The sequence below is a fragment of the Pseudomonas grandcourensis genome (assembly GCF_039909015.1).
Taxonomy (GTDB): domain Bacteria; phylum Pseudomonadota; class Gammaproteobacteria; order Pseudomonadales; family Pseudomonadaceae; genus Aquipseudomonas; species Aquipseudomonas grandcourensis.
In genome coordinates, this window is record NZ_CP150919.1 from 1,949,094 (window position 1) to 1,965,565 (window position 16,472).

Here is a 16,472-nt window from a genome sequence, read left to right on the forward strand (position 1 = left end):
TGTCGAGTGATCAGACCTTCTCTTATTGGTGGGGGGCGAGGATCAAACGCTCATCCTCTTTGAAAAAATGCTCATCGCAGTTATTGCCTGTGCCACTGCGATCAACCACCAGGAAGTCATCCCGCTTTTCGATCGTCAGCACCGGGTGGTGCCAAACGCCGCGATGGTAATTGATGCCCTGCCTGCCGTTGGTGACGAAGGCGCGGACCAAGCCTGATACAGGTTCATCGCCAAGTGGCGCGACCACGATCAGAAAGGGGTTGCCGAGCAGCGGAATGAAAGCCTGGCTGCCCAGCGGGTGGCGCTCCAGCATGCTGACGGTCAGCGGCATGTCCTGCGCGTCGGCGCGGAAGATGCTGATGATCGCGTTGTCCTCTGGCGTAGCGGTTTCGACCACAGCCAGTTTATGGAAGCGCATGGTCGAACCGTTGTTGATCATGAAGTGATCGCTGCCGTCGGTTTCGATCACGTCACCGAAAGGGGCGAAGGCTTCTTTGGTCAGCGGTTCAATCGTCAGTGTGCGCATGCTGTTCTTTTCCGAATTCTGTGTTGTTTGTTTTGACGCCATCGCGAGCAAGCTCGCTCCCACATTTGGAATGCAATCCCCTGTGGGAGCGAGCTTGCGCGCGATTGGGTTCAGCGCTTATTTAGCGACCTTGCCCAGTACACGCAGGCGGCTCACACCACCATCCGGGAACACGTTCAGGCGGATGTGGGTGATCGGGCCCAGTGCCTTGATCTGCTCGGCGAAGGTGTGTTCGGCGTGCATTTCCAGTTTCTGCGCCGGCAGCAGTTCGCGCCAGAACAGCGATTGGGTTTCGATCTGGCTGTCGGTGCCGCCCTTCACGAACGCGCCCTGAATCGAGCAGGTGTCCGGGTAGTTGCCCTTGAAGTGCAGGGTGTCGACGATGACTTTCTCGACTTCGCCGGCATGACCCAGCGCGACGATGACCCAGTCATTGCCTGGCGTGCGACGACGTGCGGTTTCCCAGCCGTCGCCCATGTTGATGCCACGGCCCGGGTTGAGGATGTTGCTCATGCGGCCGAAGTGTTCGTCGGAGCAGGCGAGGGCGCGGCCGCCGTTGAGGGCTGAGGCCAGGTCGACTTGCTCGTTGTCGCCGGTAGCCGACCAGTCACGGAACGGCACACCGTACACGCGCAGACGGGCCACGCCGCCATCCGGGTAGATGTTGAAGCGCAGGTGGCTGAAGGCCTGGTCGTTGTTGATTTCGTGGAAGTGGTGGCTGTTGCCTTGCAGCTCGACGGCGGACAGCACTTCAATCCACTGGGTGTTTTCGTTCGGCTCGCCTTCGGCCAGGAAGCAGGCTTCCAGGGACGCCGACGGCGGGAAGTTGCCGGTGAAGAATGAAGTGTCGATGTCGACGCCCTTGATCGAACCCGGTACGCCCAGGCGGATCACGGCGCTGTCGAAGCCTTCGAAGCGCTTGCGGCGCGACTCCCAGCCGTCCATCCACTTGCCGTTGTCATCGAACACGCCCTCCTTCCATACGGCCGGGGTCGGTTGGAACAGACGGTTGGCGTCTGCGAACCAGTCATCGGTGACCGAGATGATTTTGGTGCCCAGGCGGGCATCGGCCAGGTTGACGAACTTCTCGAAAGGTACGGCGTAAGCTTTCATTCTTCTTGTCTGCCTTTAAATAAGTGGCTTGGGATGCTTGCGAGGCCCTGGGTAGATTCGGCGTTCTTGAATCCGCTCAGGCCAGGCTTGCTATAGGGTCAGTAATCGGAACAGGGCGATCTTGTTGATCTCCGCCAGCGCGCATTTGAACTCGGTGTCGACCGGGTTGTGGATGCGCGTTTCGAACGCTGCGAGGATCTGATGCCGGTTGCTGCCTTTTACCGCCATGATGAAGGGAAACTTGAACTTGGCCTTGTAGGCGTCGTTCAGCTCGGTGAAGCGCTGGAACTCTTCGGCCGTGCATTGGTGAATACCGGCGCCAGCCTGTTCATTGGTGCTGGCTTCGGTCAACTGGCCCTGGACGGCCGCACGGCCTGCCAGGTCCGGGTGAGCGTTGATCAGTGCAAGCTGGCTTGCATGATCGGCGCTCAACAGGATGTCGCTCATGCGCTGGTGCAGGGGCTCGATCTGGTCGATCGAAGCGTCCTGGCCCAGGTCGAAGGCCTTCTCGGCCACCCATGGCGAATGTTCGTAGATGTCGGCGAAAGCGGCGACGAAGGCATCGCGGCTCAGGGCCGAAGGTTTTACGGTTTGAAAGGTGCTCATTTGGCAGCCCCTGTGTACGGGTGGGTTTCTTGCCAGTGGCGCGCGATGTCGACGCGACGGCTGAACCACACCTGTTCATGACTTTTAGCGTATTCGATAAAGCGCTTGAGTGACGCCAGACGCGCCGGACGGCCGATCAGGCGGCAGTGCAAGCCGATCGACAGCATTTTCGGTGCCTCGGCGCCTTCGGCGTAGAGCACATCGAACGCGTCTTTCAGGTATTCGAAGAAGTCGTCGCCCTTGTTGAAACCCTGGACCTGGGTGAAGCGCATGTCGTTGGTGTCCAGGGTATACGGGATCACCAGGTGCGGCTTGCCGGTCGGGTTGTTCGGTTCCCAGTAGGGCAGGTCGTCGTCGTAGGTGTCGCAGTCGTAGAGGAAACCACCTTCTTCCATTACCAGACGACGGGTGTTCGGGCCGGTGCGGCCGGTGTACCAGCCCAGCGGGCGTTCGCCGGTGATTTCGGTGAGGATGCGGATCGCTTCGAGCATGTGCTCGCGTTCCTGGTTCTCGTCCATGTACTGGTAGTCGATCCAGCGATAGCCGTGGCTGCAGATCTCGTGGCCGGCATCGACCATGGCGCGGATCACGTCCGGGTGACGCTGGGCGGCCATGGCCACGGCGAAGATGGTCAGGGGAATGTCGAATTCCTTGAACAGTTTCAGGATCCGCCACACGCCGGCACGGCTGCCATACTCGTAGAGGGATTCCATGCTCATGTTGCGCGCGCCTTGCAGCGGCTGGGCAGAAACCATTTCCGAGAGGAACGCTTCGGACTCTTTATCGCCGTGCAGGATGTTGCGCTCGCCGCCTTCTTCGTAATTGAGTACGAACGACAGGGCGATTCGGGCATTGCCCGGCCAGTGTGGGTGAGGAGGGTTACTGCCGTAACCGACCAGGTCGCGTGGGTAGTCAGCGCTCACTGCAGGCTTCCTTCTTATTCGATGATGACGGTTGGTGTGACGCAGCTGAAAATCGGGTGGCAGGCTGGCGTCACAGCGATGGGCTGATTGTATACAACTTTATATTCACTTTGTAAGCCTGATTTTTCGCATTTTTCACCGACTGTCATCTTTTACTGCTATTGGCGTGAGCCTGCAAGAAATCTGCCTGACTGGTCAATTATTGATTGAGGGGCTCATAGGCTGTGCGGTTTAGCGTGAATTTGACGGCAAATAGGCGGATGACGGGAGTAATGCGAAAAATGTCGTTTTTATTGTGTACAATTTTTTTGAAAAATGTCTTAATCAGTCGCTCGCCGCAGCTTTTCGTGCTCCGAATCGGTGCGGTCTCCTTTTCAACTGACTTCGGGAGGCGCGAAGTCTGACTGCTCCACGCAGGCAGGCGCGCAGAATCAATGGGACGTTTGACTACACACGTTTTGGACGCAGCACACGGTTGCCCGGGCAGCTCGATCAAGGTCGAGTTGTACCGCGTTGAAGGTTCGCAGCTGGAATTGGTCGCCAGCGCGATAACCAACAGCGATGGTCGTGTCGATGCACCGCTGCTGCAAGGCGATGACTACCGCACCGGGGTCTACCAGGTTCAGTTTCATGCCGGCGATTACTACCGCGCCCGTGGCGTCAAGCTGCCGGAACCGGCCTTCCTGGATGTGGTGGTGCTGCGTTTCGGCATCTCTGCCGAGCAGGATCACTACCACGTACCGTTGTTGATTTCGCCTTACAGCTACTCCACCTATCGCGGCAGCTGATCCCCCAAGCAGCAGCTGCACCCTGGAAGCGACTGCGCATATAGCTTCTTTGGTCTTTCGCCCGCTCACACTGCGGGCTTTTTTTCGTCTGTAGGAATGTGGCGCCTGTGCCGACGCCATCGCGAGCAAGCTCGCTCCTACAGGAGTACGCGTTCCAATGTAGGAGTGGGCCTGCTCGCGATGCTTTTGCTTTTAGCGACTTAGCAGGGACGCTGCACCCGCGCCACCAAACAACCCCGCACTGATCCGGTTGAACCAGCTCTGGCCCTTGCCGCTGCGCAGATACCGCGCCGCACCATGGGCACCGAGGCCATAAGCCAACTTGCAGGCCAGATCCAGCAGTGTCCAAGTGACAATCATCACCAGCAGCTGTGGCAGGAACGGCTGTTCGGCACTCAAGAACTGCGGCAGGAAAGCGGCGAAGAACAGGATGTCTTTCGGGTTGCTCGCGCCCAGCATGAACGCACGCCCGAACAGTGCACGAAAGCGTGGCACTGGCGCGGCCTGTGGCACTTCAGCGCCATGGGAAGGCAGGCGCGATTGCTGCCAGCTCTGCCAGGCGAGGTAGAACAGGTAAAGGGCGCCAAGAATCTTCAGAGCGCTGAACAGCTGTTCCGACGCCAGCAACAACGCACCCAGGCCCAGCGCCGAAGCACTCAGCAGGCAGATCGACGCCGACACACCGCCGAGAAAGGCCGGGTAAGAGCGGCGCAGGCCGTAATTCAGACTGTTGCTGATCATCAGCAACGACAGCGGCCCCGGGATCAGGATCACTATCAGCGCAGCGCCGCTGAACAGCAGCCAGGTTTCCAGACTCATCACTTTCCTCCATTTGCACAAAAGCCCCACCCGACGGGGTGAGGCTGTTTTCAAGCGTGTACCGCGTGTGGCTTACAAGAAGATGAACTTGGCGATGAAGATCGCGCAGAGCACCCACAGGCTCACGGAAATTTCCTTGTACTTGCCGGTACCGGCCTTCAGCGCCACGTAGGTGATGAAGCCCAGTGCGATACCGTCGGCGACCGAGAAGGTCAGCGGCATCATGATTGCGGTGACAATCGCCGGAATGCTGTCGGTCGCTTCGTCCCATTCGATGTGGGCCATGCCGCCCATCATCAGCATCGCTACATAAATCAGCGCACCCGCGGTTGCATAGGCAGGAATCATCCCGGCCAGCGGTGCGAAGAACATGGCTGCAATAAATAGCACACCTACGGTCACTGCGGTAAGACCAGTCCGACCACCCGCTGCAACACCGGCAGCACTTTCCACGTAGCTGGTGACCGGCGGAACGCCGACTACCGCACCGAATACGCTGGAAGCACTGTCGGCTTTCATGGCGCGGGAGAGGTTTTCGATGCGGCCGTCAGCACCGACCAGGTTGGCGCGCTGGGCAACACCCATCAAGGTACCGGCGGTGTCGAACATGTGTACGAAGAGGAACGCCAGGACCACGCTGATCATGCTGACGTTGAACACGCCGGCGACGTTCATGGCCATGAAGGTAGGGGCGAGGCTCGGTGGAGCCGACATGATGCCCTCGTAGTGCACCAGGCCCAGACCCCAGCCAGCGAGGGTCACGGTGATGATGCTGATGAGGATCGCGCCGAACACCTTGTGATAGCTGAGGATGGAGATCATCAGGAAGCACACGGCAGCGAGCAGCGGGCCAGGTTCGCGCAGGGAGCCGAGCTTGATCAGCGTGGCCGGGCTATCGACGACGATACCCGCGGTTTTCAGGCCGATCAGCCCCAGGAACAGACCCACGCCGGCGCCCATGGCGAAGCGCAGGCTGACCGGGATGCTGTTGAGCAGCCATTCGCGGATCCGCGAGAAGGTCAGGATCATGAACAACACACCGGACACAAACACCGCGCCGAGGGCGGTTTCCCAGTTGTAGCCCATGGTGCCGACCACGGTGTAGGTGAAGAAGGCGTTCAGCCCCATGCCTGGTGCCAGGCCGACCGGCCAGTTGGCGTACAGGCCCATCAACAGGCAACCGAGTGCCGCGGCGATGCAGGTGGCGACGAACGCCGCACCGTGATCGATCCCGGCGTCGGCCATGATGTTGGGGTTGACGAAAATGATGTAAGCCATGGTGATGAAGGTTGTCAGACCGGCAATCAGCTCGGTCTTCACCGTGGTGCCGTGCAAGCTGAGTTTAAACAGACGTTCCAGCAAGCCATTGTGTAATGGCGGCGAGAGATCCAGCGTCGATGCTTCGGATTTGCGGCTTTCCACAGCGAATACTCCTCAAGAGTTTTATTGTTATTTCCAGGGCCGGACCCATGAGGGTGGCAGCGGCCCTTTGAGGCACTTGCGAATTTGTTGACCGCTTGGTCAGGAACTCGCACGAAGTGGATTATGCTTTTGTATACAAAGAAAGCAAATAATGTTTTTGGTTTTGTTGACGATTTTTTTGAAGAAGGGGATATATCGTCTGTTCGGACGCTATCGCGAGCAGGCTCGCTCCTACAGTTGAGCGCGTATCCCTGTAGGAGCGAGCCTGCTCGCGATGGCGCAATATCTGTTCACGCAGTCCTAAAAGCTGAACAGTCATTCAGCCGGCGAATGAGTTCTCCCCAACGCCAGATTCACCGCCAGCCACCCATTTACCGCCGTCTCCCCAGCCTCGGCAAACACCCGCTCCAGCAATTTCACCTGCTCGCGCCGCAGCGCCTGTTCAAACCGCGCACCTTCAGCGGTCAACTCCAGCAGGCGCTTGCGCTTGTCGGTTTCGGACGCAACGCTCTCGACCAGATGCATCTCCAACAATTGTCGCAACGGCATGTTCAGCGCCTGCTTGCTCACGCCGAGCAACGCCAACAGCTCCTTTACGCTCAGGTTCGGATAGCGGGCGATGAAAAACACGATGCGCTGATGCACCCGACTCAGACCGCGACGTTCGAGCATTTCATCGGCCTTGGCGGTGAAGGCCTGGTAGCCGAAGAAAAACGCTTCCATGGCCTGCTGCTGGGAAAGCGGGCTTTTAAGGTCAAGCATATTGACGTATCCGTTCGAGGAAGCGTAATTTCGGTCAATAAGTTTGACTCATTTTCTACATGCCTTGCTACCGGTGATCCCCATGGCTTTTTCCGAACGTGTCTCACGCCTTAAAAGTTCTTTGATCCGTGAAATCCTCGCTGCGGCCCAGCGCCCGCAGGTCATGTCGTTTGCCGGCGGCCTGCCGGCCGAAGCCATGCTGCCAAAAGTAGATTGGGCCGAGATGCCGGTTTCCATGGGGCAATACGGCATGAGCGAAGGCGAGCCGGGACTGCGTGAAGCGCTGGCCGCCGAGGCGCGAGCGTTGGGAGTGGCCTGTGAGGCGAGCCAGGTATTGGTGGTCAGCGGCTCACAGCAGACCCTCGACCTGGCGGCCAAGCTGTACATCGACAAGGGCACTGAAATCCTGCTCGAAGCGCCGACTTATCTGGCGGCGTTGCAGATTTTCCAACTGTTCGGCGCCGATTGCCTGACCGTGCCGCTGGAGGCTGACGGGCCGAACCTGACGGAGCTACGCACTCGCCTGGAACAACACAGCCCGGCCTTCATCTACCTGATCCCGACCTTCCAGAACCCATCGGCGGTGCGTTACAGCGAAGCCAAGCGCGACGCGGTGGCGGCGTTGCTCGATGAATTCGGCGTGACACTGATTGAAGACGAGCCTTACCGCGAGCTGACCTTTGACGGTGGTAGCGCCACGCCGATTGTCAGCCGCTTGAAGAAGGCCAGCTGGATCTATACCGGGACCGTGTCGAAAACCCTGTTGCCGGGCTTGCGTGTCGGCTACCTGATCGCCAGCCCGGACCTGTTTCCACATCTGTTGAAACTCAAGCAGTCGGCGGATTTGCACACCAATCGGGTCGGCCAGTGGCAGGCGCTGCAATGGATCGGCACCGAGAAATATCAGCAACACCGTAGTGAGTTGCGCGACTTTTATCGGGGGCGTCGGGATGCTTTCCAATCGGCGCTGGAAACTCATTTCTCGGATCTTGCGGACTGGAACGTGCCGCAGGGCGGGCTGTTTTTCTGGTTGAAGCTCAAGCAGCCGCAAGACACCCGCACCTTGCTCAACGCCGCGCTGGCCAACGACGTGGCGTTCATGCCGGGCGAACCGTTCTTCCCCGAGCCGGATAATCATCCGGGGTATCTGCGGTTGAACTTCAGCCACATTGATCCGGCGCGGCTTGATGAAGGGCTCAAGCGGTTGGCGGCGGTGGTGCGACAGGCACAGGCGGCGCAAGCGGCCTGAAAACAAATAAACCGGCGCAAGGGCCGGTTTATTTTTGTCCGAGATTTGCATCGATAGGGCCATCAGCCCCACCACAAATACATCAGGCAGCCGCAAATCGCTTATCCAGATAATCAATGATCACCTTGGACTCATACATCCAGGTGGTCTGGCCATTCTCTTCGATACGCAGGCACGGCACCTTGATCTTGCCGCCTTGCTCCAGCAAGGTCTGGCGATCCTGTTCGTTGTTTTTCGCATCGCGCAAGGCCACCGGTACATTCAGGCGGCGCAGGGTGCGGCGGGTCTTCACGCAGAACGGGCAGGCGTGGAATTGATACAGGGTCAGGCCCTTGGCGGTGGATTCGACCTGGGCCTGAGCGGCGGCAGGGCGCTTCATCTTGCTTGGGCGAGTGATGAAGTCGATGAAGATGATCAGTTGGCCAAGGCCGACACGAAGCGCTTTTACGAACACGTTGAAAGCCTCACGGTGCAAACGAAGAAGGGCGCGCAGCTTACCTGATTTTTTGCAGGCGAAAAAAAACCGGCGATGAATGCCGGTTTTCTTCGTGCCGCGAATTACTTGATGAGGCTGAGGAATTCGCTGCGGGTGGCGGCGTTCTCGCGGAACTCACCGAGCATCACCGAGGTGATCATCGACGAATTCTGCTTTTCCACACCGCGCATCATCATGCACATGTGCTTGGCCTCGATCACCACCGCAACGCCCAGGGCGCCGGTGACTTGCTGGACCGCATCGGCGATCTGGCGGCTGAGGTTTTCCTGGATCTGCAGGCGACGGGCGTACATATCGACGATCCGCGCCACCTTCGACAGGCCCAGGACCTTGCCGCTCGGGATGTAGGCGACGTGAGCCTTGCCGATGAACGGCAGCAGGTGGTGTTCGCACAACGAGTACAACTCGATGTCCTTGACCAGCACCATTTCGCTGTTGTCGGAGCTGAAGAGGGCACCGTTGGTGACTTCTTCCAGCGTCTGTTCATAGCCGCGGCAAAGGTACTGCATGGCTTTGGCGGCACGTTTTGGCGTGTCGAGCAGGCCTTCGCGGGAAACGTCCTCGCCGAGCTGGCCGAGGATCGCCGTGTAATTCTGTTCCAATGTCACAGAGCTTTATTCCGTATGGGTTCTAGAGGGGTACGGTTTCTGTCTGTACCAATTTTGTACCAATCAAGCTGTTTTCGAGCTTACCGAGCTCACGCCAGTGCGTACTGGAGTTGATCCATCGGGCGTAGGTCGATAGCACCATCTGAGCGCTATGACCAAGCTGAGTGGCAATAAAACGCTGGGTTCATACCCGCCATGCAGCACATGGTAGCGCAACTGTGTCGGCAGTTGTATGCCAGGTGGGCGTGAATCCGCATTTCGGGCGGAACCTGGACGTGTCCGCTTATCAGATACCACGCCAGTTGGCCGTCTCTTGAACTCCCTGTTCTTATCAGAACGCTTTCACTGTTCCTGACCGATCCGGTAGGAGTTGCCTTGTGACAGTTGTCCTGCCAAAACCTTACATCTGCAATCAGGATGAGTGAATTCAGCATTTTTGCATGGATGATGGCAATATGGTCTTGCTGTCAGAAGTCACAGATGTCCTGTGTCAATGCACAAATTTTAACCAGTATCCAAAGGGAGCAGCATGAAAGAAGTAGATCTGAATGGAGTTGCAGTAGAACTGGTAAAGCAATTCGCGCAACCATTGTTCTCGGCGGCAAAAACACTGTCAAAAAATCTAACTGATAAAGTAAAAGTTAGGTTGGATATGTGTTTGACTGAGTATATTAAAACTAATTATGTGCGCTATTCGAGAACCAAGACGTTGCTTTACAGGGGTTCTCCAGTTGATTTAAGAGATTTTTATGTTCGGACCGATCTTTCGATAGATGGGCGAGTTGTATCAGAAGCTCAGTTTTTGGAACTTATTGAAAAAAACCAGCGCCTAGTCATCACAGGTACGGCGGGCTCAGGTAAGTCTACTTTCTGCAGAAGTGTTTTTGTTGATTTGGTCGAAAAGCCGCAGGGGATACTTCCAGTATTTATAGAGTTGCGCAATCTAAATGCTGAAGTCGATTGTAGTCTCTTTAATTATGTTTTAAGAGCGTTGCAAGAGTTTGAGCCTGATCTCACGAAAGGGCAGTTAGAGGATCTTCTCAAGCTTGGAAAGGTGTTGTTGATTTTTGATGGCTTTGATGAAATAAACAATGATAAGAGAGATGGGTATGAAGCAGAGCTTGTTGCTTTGGCTAATAAATATAGAAAAATAATGATTTTGGTGTCAAGTCGGCCTGATCAGCGCTTCGATTCATGGGAAAGTTTTTATCAGTACGATGTGCTGCCGTTAGATAAAGAAAAAGCTTTGGGGTTAGTAAGAAAGTTAAACTATGATGAACAAGTGAAGTCAAAGTTTTTGTCCGCGCTTGAGGATGATCTATATGCGCGACACAAGAGCTTTGCGCAAAATCCCCTGCTTTTGACAATGATGTTGCTAACTTATGAGCAAATCGCAGAAATCCCTAATAAGGTGCATTTGTTTTACGAGCAGGCTTTTCTAACGTTATTTAATAAGCATGACTCTTTTAAAAGCCTATATAAAAGAAAATCATGGTCCGCTTTGCCTTTGGATGACTTTAAGAAGGTCTTGTCAACGTTTTCCGTTCTTAGTTATGCGGACAAGAAGTACTCTTTCAGTGAGGAGGAACTTTTAAGCTATGTCAAAATGTCCAATGAGGCCTTTGATGTTGCCTATAAAGCAGAGGATTTTATTAAAGATCTTTTAGATAGTGTCTGTATTTTACAGCGCGATGGATTAAATTTTACGTTTACTCATCGATCGTTTCAGGAGTATTTTACAGCGCTGTTCATGGTTAATTATGTTTCAAGTGATAAATTTGACCTGTTTGAGCGGGTTGTATTTTCTAATAGTAGAGATGATGTTGTTTCGATGATTTTTGATATGAATAAAGATTTAATCGAGCAGGAGTGGATCATCCCGAGGTTGGAAAAACTGAAAACGATCGTGAAGCGTGAAACAGCAGTTGAAAAACTCGCTACTGTTAAAAAGATCTACTCTGCACTTAGGCGTCATACAACGCCGGACGGTATACAATATGGTTTTAGTGCGACCATAAAAAGCGAGTGGGCTATGTTTTTAAGTGTGGTTTTTGATTTGTATAGAACTGAGTTGCTCGCAAGTGTCGTACCAAAGTATCAGCAGTTGAAGTCATCTAATGATCGGTTGGATGAGCTGTTTGATACAGAAACCATTGGAGCTGGCAGTAGTAGTAGAATGTTGTCTTTAAGGGGTGTAAGTGGTCAGCCTGAAAAAATCGAGATTTTGGGCGGTTCGCAAATTTTTGAAAAGAGCTTTGTTCGGTTTGATTTTATGTTGGATAAGTTGGAGAGTCTGAAAATTCAGTACGCAAACAAACAAAGGAATTTCTCCTCAATGTTGAAAGCGAAACGCTGAGGATCAATAATTTGTAGGTTTGTGAGCGCGAGTTTTTTATGCGCTTTTTGCGAAGCCATAGTTTGTTGGGGTTGTTTTTTTGCGCCGCCTCTCCCCTGTAGTATGTGCGGGGAGGGGGCGAGTTTTGAATTGTTCAGGGGGTCACTAGTTGATGATAAGTTCGAATTGATAGCATCAATTTGAATGTAGTGCCTTTGTTGGTTTTGATAAGCTATTTTCGAGCTTCCCGACTTCGCTCCAGTCTTCACTGGAGTTTATCCACCGGGCATAGGTCGACAGTAGCATTTGCACGCTGTGGCCGAGCTGATTCGCAATGAACCCGAGGTTCATGCCTGCCATTAGGCACATGGTAGCGTAAGTGTGCCGGCAGTTGTATTGCCGTCTGCCCCTGATCTTTAACGCAACCAGGGCCGCCTTGAAGTGTTTGTCGGTCACGCTTGCCTGCTGGATGAACTCGAAGTTCTTGGTCGGCGGGAACACGTATGGCGACTGTTTGTGCTGTCGACGGTTCTGCTTTGCCCTCAATCCGGCCACACCTTTGGCCACCTCAATCGCATTCAATGCCCTGCTGTTCAGCATGACCCGCCGTGTCTCGCGGGTTTTCGTGCGCTCCTCAATCTTGTAGTCCGCCACGATTCTGCACACGTTGGCGACACGAGCGTCGGTATCCACCTCTTCCCAGCGTAATGCCGCTATCTCTCCTGGCCGCATCCCGGTGTAAAACGCGAACTCGAAGTAAGCCGCGTAGACCTGCATTGACCCGGTCAGCTCCATATATAGGTGCGCGATAATCGAATCAGCCTCTGCCACGGTAAACGGGTCTACGAGTTTTTTCGCTTTCGTTGGGAGCTCAATTGATCCGACAGGGTTTCGCGTGATCAGGTCATCATTGACCGCGCTTTCAAACATCGTGTGCAGGCGCTGGATCGCCGAGCGTTTGACCGTTGGGGATTTCCACTGCGTTTCGCTCACAATCTTTCGGAGCAATGCCGAGGTGATCTGATCAATCGGGATCATCGCCAGGACAGGCATCCAGTAAATATTGAGCGAGATCCGATAATTTTTTCGAGTTCCCTTCACAACTTCCCGGCTATCGAGCCAGGTCTGGGCGTAGCCCCCGAACAGTGGGGTTGCTGAGTAGGCGGCGTAGGTGGAGTTCGGGAATAGCTCGGCGTAACGCTGGTCGTCCATCACGCCGTGCTTGATCAGGCTGACTACTGTAGCGCGTAGATCTGCGGCTGCTTTAATGCCTTTCGGCGTTTGGGGATAGGGGAGGGTCTCACAGCGGCGGAATTTCCAGGTGAAGCGAATCCGGACTGACTGACCCGCGAATTCAACTCCGGCGGGCAATCCCAAAGGCTTTCTAGCCATGCCTCATATCTCCTGATGCTGTAAAAAATCTGGCCATCGATTTCGTTCCACACGCCTTTCGGGATGATGTTGCGCTGGCGCTTGCCCTGAAGAGCGCGGCGAGTCGTTCCGATCATCTCCGCGAAGTTCTTCTCGGCGATCTTGTCGGACAGGTACTCAACCGGTATCTGTTCTGCAGCTGCCATACCTACCTCCCGCTGCCCGCAGTGGGCCGCGCTGTATTGATGATGTGGACGATGAAGCCGCAGCTGATGATGAGCCAGACGCAGGTTCCGACGGCGGTTCCGAGTAATGTCTCGGTGGTGCCGGTGCTAAGCAAGTCAGGGCCGAGCCAGATAAACCAGCATCCGGTGCCGACCAGGTACAGCAAAGCGCCCAGCAGTATCAGGGTGAGTTTCATAGCGAACATGGGGTGTCCTTGCCGCGCGTGGCGGCTGGCTTTGAAGGGGGAGGGAGTTACGGGTAGTTTTTGCTGATGCGCTTGGCAATGGCTTCGAGCTGCTCGGCCATGCCCCACATGTCGTTGTTGTCGCGGCGCGATACGACTGCGGCGCGCTGAACGTTGCGGTCGATCAGGATCTTGGCGGCCAGAAGGATCAGCCAGGCTTCGAACTTACGGCGGATGAGGCGCTTCATGCTGCCACCTTCGGCGCGTAGGTCAACGTGCCGTCGAGGATCGCCGCCTTGATGGCTTCAAACTCCCAGGCGTAATACTGCGACCCGACGTAGACGCGCATTTCTCCGTAGTCGTGCTTTTTCCGGCGGATGAATGCCTCGGCAGCGTCCTTCGTGAAGTGGCTATTCACGATCTCCCAGCGCTTGTTCCATCCGGTGACGGTGTGATCATCAAGCTCGCCGAGCAGCTCCCACTGATCATCGGTGTCGAGTTCAAGGAAGTCGCATTCGTTGCCTTCTTGGACCCTGGCGTTCAATGCAGCCTGGTCTTCTTCGTCGCAATCCTCCCAGTATTCTTCAGGGCTGAACCACGAACAGTCCTCGCGACACACAACCAAGCCTTCCGCATAGTCCGGCTCGAAGCCGTAATCGATTCGCTTGGTCTGTACGGTGAAAAGCGCGGCCGCTGTGTGGTGCCATTTAACGCCGGCGCCGTTGCAGTCATATCGAAGGCGTTCTACGAAGTCGGTCCAAGTCGCTGCATTGAGGTCGGCACCGGTGGCCAGGCTTGGCAGCGGCTCGGCCGGTTTGTTTTCTGTGGGCATGGGGAGCTTCCTTGACGATTGAAGGCCGTGTGCCATAGTCATTTCTCCACTTTTCAAGGAGGTAGATATGGCCGTTAAAATTGATCTGCACGATGGACGCTCATTCGAGTACGAAAATGCCGTGCGCGTCGTGGACACGAAGCACGATTACGTCCTGTACGACGAGTCCGGGAATGTCGTAGCGCATTTGCACAAGTTCGATGTGAAGAACCTCCACACCAAAGACATTGATGAGAAGTACTGAGCTAGGCAGCTTTCATCAGCGCTTCAATAACCCGCTGTCCTGCCAGCGGTGGCACCGCGTTACCAGTCATGTGCATGGTCAGTCGGTGATTGTCCGGACGCAGGGTGTCGGTGGGGAATGACTGGGCCGCCATCGCTTCGTCAGCGGTGATCATCCGCATCTTGTCGCCGTCAACTGCGGCCCAGCGGTCCAGAGTAGTGATGGTGCCGATTGGGCGATCCAAACTTCGTCCGGTGAGTCCTGATCCCGATCCGTAGTAAGGCATCACGAATCGGTCGCCGAATCGCTCACGCCCATTTTTTACACGGGTTAGTGTCGACGCGGCGCGGCCTGGCTTGTTGATCGGTGACCACTTGCCGGCGTCGAAGTCGATGATTTGTCTGGCGGCCACGTGCTGATAACGCGGTAGCTGCAAGTGCAGCGGTGCCTTACTGCGAGAACAGACCATGAACAGGCGCACGCGGTGCTGCGGAACGCCAAGGTCGGCGCAGTCAACGATGTGCGGCGCAAGTTGATAGCCTAAACGTCGCATCGCATCTGCCCAGGCTGGGTACAGAATCCAGTCCATAAATTCGGGCACGTTCTCAATCACTGCGAAGTCTGGCCGATTGACCTCCGCGTTCGCCACCGGCGCCCAGGCCGTCGACCTCGAGTTATCATGCTTCGGGCTACCTGACTCCTTGCCGCGCGCTTTGGTGTGACCTTGGCAGCAAGGCGACGCCAGCATCACGTCATGCTTTGGCACCTGCGACCAGTCAGCCTGGTGCAGGTCCTGGCAAACATGCTTCGTGTCGGGGTGGTTTGCACTGTGCCACTCGACAGCAGACGGCCAATGGTTGGCAGCCCAAAGCACATCCAGGCCAGCGGCCTTGCCGCCAGTGGTCCATCCGCCAAACCCGGCGAACAAGTCGATTGCTGATTGCATAGGGGATCCTCGCCGGCTGGCGTGATTCGTTGAAGTGGGCTATTGATTGATGACCCGGCAAAAAGGCTGAATCAAGGAGAGTTGCGAGGTGTATATGTTTTCTTTAAAAGATTCTTGGCTCCGAATGGATCGAGCTAGGTACTTACTGTGGGAGATCTATTCTCATTTTGAGGGGTATTTAGACGATGACGATGAAGTAGTTTTTCCACTTAAACCTGTTGCAGATTACGAGGAGGGCAGTATTCAATTTGTGATTGAAAGAAGCCCCGAGCAAATGACCAATTTGGGTGTTTTGGTTGGAGAGATAATTCATAATTATCGCGCTGCACTAGATTATATGTGGTGGCAGTTTGCATGCAGGGGGTTGGGGCGCACACCTGATGAAAAAGAAGCAAAATTTGTACAGTTTCCCTTGGTTGAAAAAGAGGAGAGCTGGTCAAAAAATAATAAGTTTTTCAAATTTGTTTCTATGGTTGATGTTGAGCATCTGAAAAAATTTCAACCAGTGAGCCTTGATAATGGTGATGGTGAGCTGGTCGCACTGAAGTTGTTTATCGATTTGTCTAATAGAGACAAGCATAGAGCTTTGAATGTGTGTATTTTCCCATTGCTTAGAGTTAATTTTCACAATAATAGTGGAAAAGTTATAACCATGATTCCTTTGGATTTAGATGGGGAGTTCACTGTTGGTGCGGTGGTTGGTAAGTGTTTGATTGATCTTGATGGTGTGGATGCTTTAACTGCTGTAGATACAAAGTTCAATGCTTATATCGCTGAGTCGACATCCAAAGTGAATATACTATCCTTCTTACAGGCGATGGATACTCAGTGTGAGATGATGCTTATAGAATCAGCGAAATATTTTTAAGTGAAGTATCGCGGGTACCTGAAGTGCATCAGCAGGCGCCTTCGACACAATCAGCGAGTGCTTCTCGGCGCCGATCCGGTCCAGCAAAGCTTTCTCCTTGACGCGCTTGTCCCGCTGAATCTGCGCATTGTCTTTGGCCATGGCCTGTCTCTTCAATTCCGTGGACCGGTAGATCC

General features: G+C 54.9%; 21 protein-coding genes and 1 pseudogene. 5 read left to right on the top strand and 17 right to left on the bottom strand.

Annotated elements, in window-relative coordinates; translation table 11 throughout:
- Window positions 1-22 precede the first annotated feature (22 nt).
- The 4 genes from AABM52_RS08690 to puuE all read right to left on the bottom strand — a co-directional run bounded on the left by AABM52_RS08690 (window position 23) and on the right by puuE (window position 3,168).
- A complete protein-coding gene (locus tag AABM52_RS08690; RefSeq protein ID WP_085723223.1) occupies window positions 23-526 on the bottom strand; it encodes an ureidoglycolate lyase in 504 nt (167 codons plus the stop codon).
- A gap of 117 nt (window positions 527-643) precedes the next feature.
- On the bottom strand, window positions 644-1,639 hold the full coding sequence (alc, locus tag AABM52_RS08695) for an allantoicase (protein ID WP_347911337.1): 996 nt from the start codon (window positions 1,637-1,639) through the stop codon (window positions 644-646).
- A 90-nt stretch (window positions 1,640-1,729) separates the two neighbouring features.
- Window positions 1,730-2,245, bottom strand: a complete 516-nt coding sequence (gene uraD, locus AABM52_RS08700) for a 2-oxo-4-hydroxy-4-carboxy-5-ureidoimidazoline decarboxylase (protein ID WP_347911338.1) — start codon at window positions 2,243-2,245, stop codon at window positions 1,730-1,732.
- A complete protein-coding gene (puuE, locus tag AABM52_RS08705; RefSeq protein ID WP_347911339.1) occupies window positions 2,242-3,168 on the bottom strand; it encodes an allantoinase PuuE in 927 nt (308 codons plus the stop codon). Before puuE ends, uraD begins: the two co-directional genes overlap by 4 nt.
- Window positions 3,169-3,602: 434 nt before the next feature.
- Between puuE and uraH the strand changes: the two genes are divergently transcribed.
- Window positions 3,603-3,956 carry a hydroxyisourate hydrolase gene (uraH, locus tag AABM52_RS08710; RefSeq protein ID WP_007988144.1) on the top strand — a complete coding sequence of 118 codons (354 nt, stop codon included), beginning with the start codon at window positions 3,603-3,605 and terminating at the stop codon, window positions 3,954-3,956.
- Between the two features lie 192 nt (window positions 3,957-4,148).
- Here the strand turns inward: uraH and AABM52_RS08715 are convergent, their stop codons facing one another.
- The 3 genes from AABM52_RS08715 to AABM52_RS08725 all read right to left on the bottom strand — a co-directional run bounded on the left by AABM52_RS08715 (window position 4,149) and on the right by AABM52_RS08725 (window position 6,959).
- Window positions 4,149-4,775, bottom strand: a complete 627-nt coding sequence (locus tag AABM52_RS08715) for a LysE family translocator (RefSeq protein ID WP_347911340.1) — start codon at window positions 4,773-4,775, stop codon at window positions 4,149-4,151.
- A 72-nt stretch (window positions 4,776-4,847) separates the two neighbouring features.
- The gene (locus AABM52_RS08720; RefSeq protein ID WP_347911341.1) at window positions 4,848-6,197 is read right to left on the bottom strand and encodes an NCS2 family permease; all 1,350 of its coding nucleotides are present in this window, start codon (window positions 6,195-6,197) and stop codon (window positions 4,848-4,850) included.
- A 315-nt stretch (window positions 6,198-6,512) separates the two neighbouring features.
- Window positions 6,513-6,959, bottom strand: coding sequence for a MarR family transcriptional regulator (locus AABM52_RS08725; RefSeq protein WP_347911342.1), 447 nt, complete (start codon window positions 6,957-6,959; stop codon window positions 6,513-6,515).
- Window positions 6,960-7,041: 82 nt separating this feature from the next.
- On the opposite strand from AABM52_RS08725, the gene AABM52_RS08730 reads away from it, so the two are divergent.
- A complete protein-coding gene (locus tag AABM52_RS08730) occupies window positions 7,042-8,208 on the top strand; it encodes a PLP-dependent aminotransferase family protein (protein ID WP_347911343.1) in 1,167 nt (388 codons plus the stop codon).
- An 82-nt stretch (window positions 8,209-8,290) separates the two neighbouring features.
- Here the strand turns inward: AABM52_RS08730 and AABM52_RS08735 are convergent, their stop codons facing one another.
- The 3 genes and pseudogenes from AABM52_RS08735 to AABM52_RS08745 form a co-directional block, all read right to left on the bottom strand.
- Entirely contained in the window at window positions 8,291-8,662 is a 372-nt protein-coding gene (locus AABM52_RS08735; protein WP_347911344.1) for a glutathione S-transferase N-terminal domain-containing protein, read from the bottom strand.
- 104 nt (window positions 8,663-8,766) lie between these two features.
- Window positions 8,767-9,312: a GTP cyclohydrolase I FolE gene (folE, locus tag AABM52_RS08740; protein WP_010456659.1), complete on the bottom strand. Its 546-nt coding sequence runs from the start codon at window positions 9,310-9,312 to the stop codon at window positions 8,767-8,769.
- A gap of 22 nt (window positions 9,313-9,334) precedes the next feature.
- Window positions 9,335-9,545 (bottom strand): annotated as a pseudogene (locus AABM52_RS08745) (site-specific integrase); the annotation flags it as partial.
- A 296-nt stretch (window positions 9,546-9,841) separates the two neighbouring features.
- Between AABM52_RS08745 and AABM52_RS08750 the strand changes: the two are divergent.
- Window positions 9,842-11,668, top strand: a complete 1,827-nt coding sequence (locus AABM52_RS08750) for an NACHT domain-containing protein (RefSeq protein WP_347911345.1) — start codon at window positions 9,842-9,844, stop codon at window positions 11,666-11,668.
- A gap of 174 nt (window positions 11,669-11,842) precedes the next feature.
- Here AABM52_RS08750 and AABM52_RS08755 read toward each other — a convergent pair whose 3' ends face one another.
- From AABM52_RS08755 to AABM52_RS08775, 5 genes are read right to left on the bottom strand one after another with little or no spacing between them, the layout of a single operon-like run.
- On the bottom strand, window positions 11,843-12,979 hold the full coding sequence (locus AABM52_RS08755) for a tyrosine-type recombinase/integrase (protein WP_347912599.1): 1,137 nt from the start codon (window positions 12,977-12,979) through the stop codon (window positions 11,843-11,845).
- Window positions 12,883-13,224: a hypothetical protein gene (locus AABM52_RS08760; RefSeq protein WP_347911346.1), complete on the bottom strand. Its 342-nt coding sequence runs from the start codon at window positions 13,222-13,224 to the stop codon at window positions 12,883-12,885. The genes AABM52_RS08755 and AABM52_RS08760 overlap by 97 nt, the downstream gene beginning before the upstream one ends.
- A gap of 2 nt (window positions 13,225-13,226) precedes the next feature.
- Complete coding sequence (locus AABM52_RS08765; RefSeq protein ID WP_347911347.1) at window positions 13,227-13,448, bottom strand: hypothetical protein; 222 nt, start codon at window positions 13,446-13,448, stop codon at window positions 13,227-13,229.
- A gap of 47 nt (window positions 13,449-13,495) precedes the next feature.
- Window positions 13,496-13,675, bottom strand: coding sequence for a hypothetical protein (locus tag AABM52_RS08770; RefSeq protein WP_110659265.1), 180 nt, complete (start codon window positions 13,673-13,675; stop codon window positions 13,496-13,498).
- The gene (locus AABM52_RS08775) at window positions 13,672-14,259 is read right to left on the bottom strand and encodes a hypothetical protein (protein WP_347911348.1); all 588 of its coding nucleotides are present in this window, start codon (window positions 14,257-14,259) and stop codon (window positions 13,672-13,674) included. The genes AABM52_RS08770 and AABM52_RS08775 overlap by 4 nt, the downstream gene beginning before the upstream one ends.
- Window positions 14,260-14,326: 67 nt before the next feature.
- Here AABM52_RS08775 and AABM52_RS08780 point away from each other — a divergent pair, with 67 nt between their 5' ends.
- Window positions 14,327-14,503: a hypothetical protein gene (locus AABM52_RS08780; protein WP_347911349.1), complete on the top strand. Its 177-nt coding sequence runs from the start codon at window positions 14,327-14,329 to the stop codon at window positions 14,501-14,503.
- 1 nt (window position 14,504) lies between these two features.
- Here AABM52_RS08780 and AABM52_RS08785 read toward each other — a convergent pair whose 3' ends face one another.
- Window positions 14,505-15,428, bottom strand: a complete 924-nt coding sequence (locus AABM52_RS08785) for a DNA cytosine methyltransferase (protein WP_347911350.1) — start codon at window positions 15,426-15,428, stop codon at window positions 14,505-14,507.
- 88 nt (window positions 15,429-15,516) lie between these two features.
- Here AABM52_RS08785 and AABM52_RS08790 point away from each other — a divergent pair, with 88 nt between their 5' ends.
- Window positions 15,517-16,296 (top strand): hypothetical protein, encoded by a 780-nt coding sequence (locus AABM52_RS08790; protein ID WP_347911352.1) that lies wholly within the window; start codon window positions 15,517-15,519, stop codon window positions 16,294-16,296.
- On the opposite strand, the gene AABM52_RS08795 is transcribed toward AABM52_RS08790, so the two are convergent.
- Entirely contained in the window at window positions 16,279-16,437 is a 159-nt protein-coding gene (locus AABM52_RS08795; protein ID WP_347911353.1) for a hypothetical protein, read from the bottom strand. The two genes, AABM52_RS08790 and AABM52_RS08795, sit on opposite strands and share 18 nt — an antisense overlap.
- Window positions 16,438-16,472 lie beyond the last annotated feature (35 nt).

Excerpts from the sequence above, each read along its gene's own strand:
- AABM52_RS08785 (WP_347911350.1), bottom strand. The coding sequence starts at position 15,428 with ATGCAATCAGCAATCGACTTGTTCGCCGGGTTTGGCGGATGGACCACT.
- AABM52_RS08725 (WP_347911342.1), bottom strand. The coding sequence starts at position 6,959 with ATGCTTGACCTTAAAAGCCCGCTTTCCCAGCAGCAGGCCATGGAAGCG.
- AABM52_RS08775 (WP_347911348.1), bottom strand. The coding sequence starts at position 14,259 with ATGCCCACAGAAAACAAACCGGCCGAGCCGCTGCCAAGCCTGGCCACC.
- uraD (WP_347911338.1), bottom strand. The coding sequence starts at position 2,245 with ATGAGCACCTTTCAAACCGTAAAACCTTCGGCCCTGAGCCGCGATGCC.
- AABM52_RS08795 (WP_347911353.1), bottom strand. The coding sequence starts at position 16,437 with ATGGCCAAAGACAATGCGCAGATTCAGCGGGACAAGCGCGTCAAGGAG.
- AABM52_RS08750 (WP_347911345.1), top strand. The coding sequence starts at position 9,842 with ATGAAAGAAGTAGATCTGAATGGAGTTGCAGTAGAACTGGTAAAGCAA.
- AABM52_RS08690 (WP_085723223.1), bottom strand. The coding sequence starts at position 526 with ATGCGCACACTGACGATTGAACCGCTGACCAAAGAAGCCTTCGCCCCT.
- AABM52_RS08780 (WP_347911349.1), top strand. The coding sequence starts at position 14,327 with ATGGCCGTTAAAATTGATCTGCACGATGGACGCTCATTCGAGTACGAA.
- AABM52_RS08715 (WP_347911340.1), bottom strand. The coding sequence starts at position 4,775 with ATGAGTCTGGAAACCTGGCTGCTGTTCAGCGGCGCTGCGCTGATAGTG.
- AABM52_RS08765 (WP_347911347.1), bottom strand. The coding sequence starts at position 13,448 with ATGTTCGCTATGAAACTCACCCTGATACTGCTGGGCGCTTTGCTGTAC.
- AABM52_RS08730 (WP_347911343.1), top strand. The coding sequence starts at position 7,042 with ATGGCTTTTTCCGAACGTGTCTCACGCCTTAAAAGTTCTTTGATCCGT.
- AABM52_RS08760 (WP_347911346.1), bottom strand. The coding sequence starts at position 13,224 with ATGGCAGCTGCAGAACAGATACCGGTTGAGTACCTGTCCGACAAGATC.
- alc (WP_347911337.1), bottom strand. The coding sequence starts at position 1,639 with ATGAAAGCTTACGCCGTACCTTTCGAGAAGTTCGTCAACCTGGCCGAT.
- uraH (WP_007988144.1), top strand. The coding sequence starts at position 3,603 with ATGGGACGTTTGACTACACACGTTTTGGACGCAGCACACGGTTGCCCG.
- AABM52_RS08770 (WP_110659265.1), bottom strand. The coding sequence starts at position 13,675 with ATGAAGCGCCTCATCCGCCGTAAGTTCGAAGCCTGGCTGATCCTTCTG.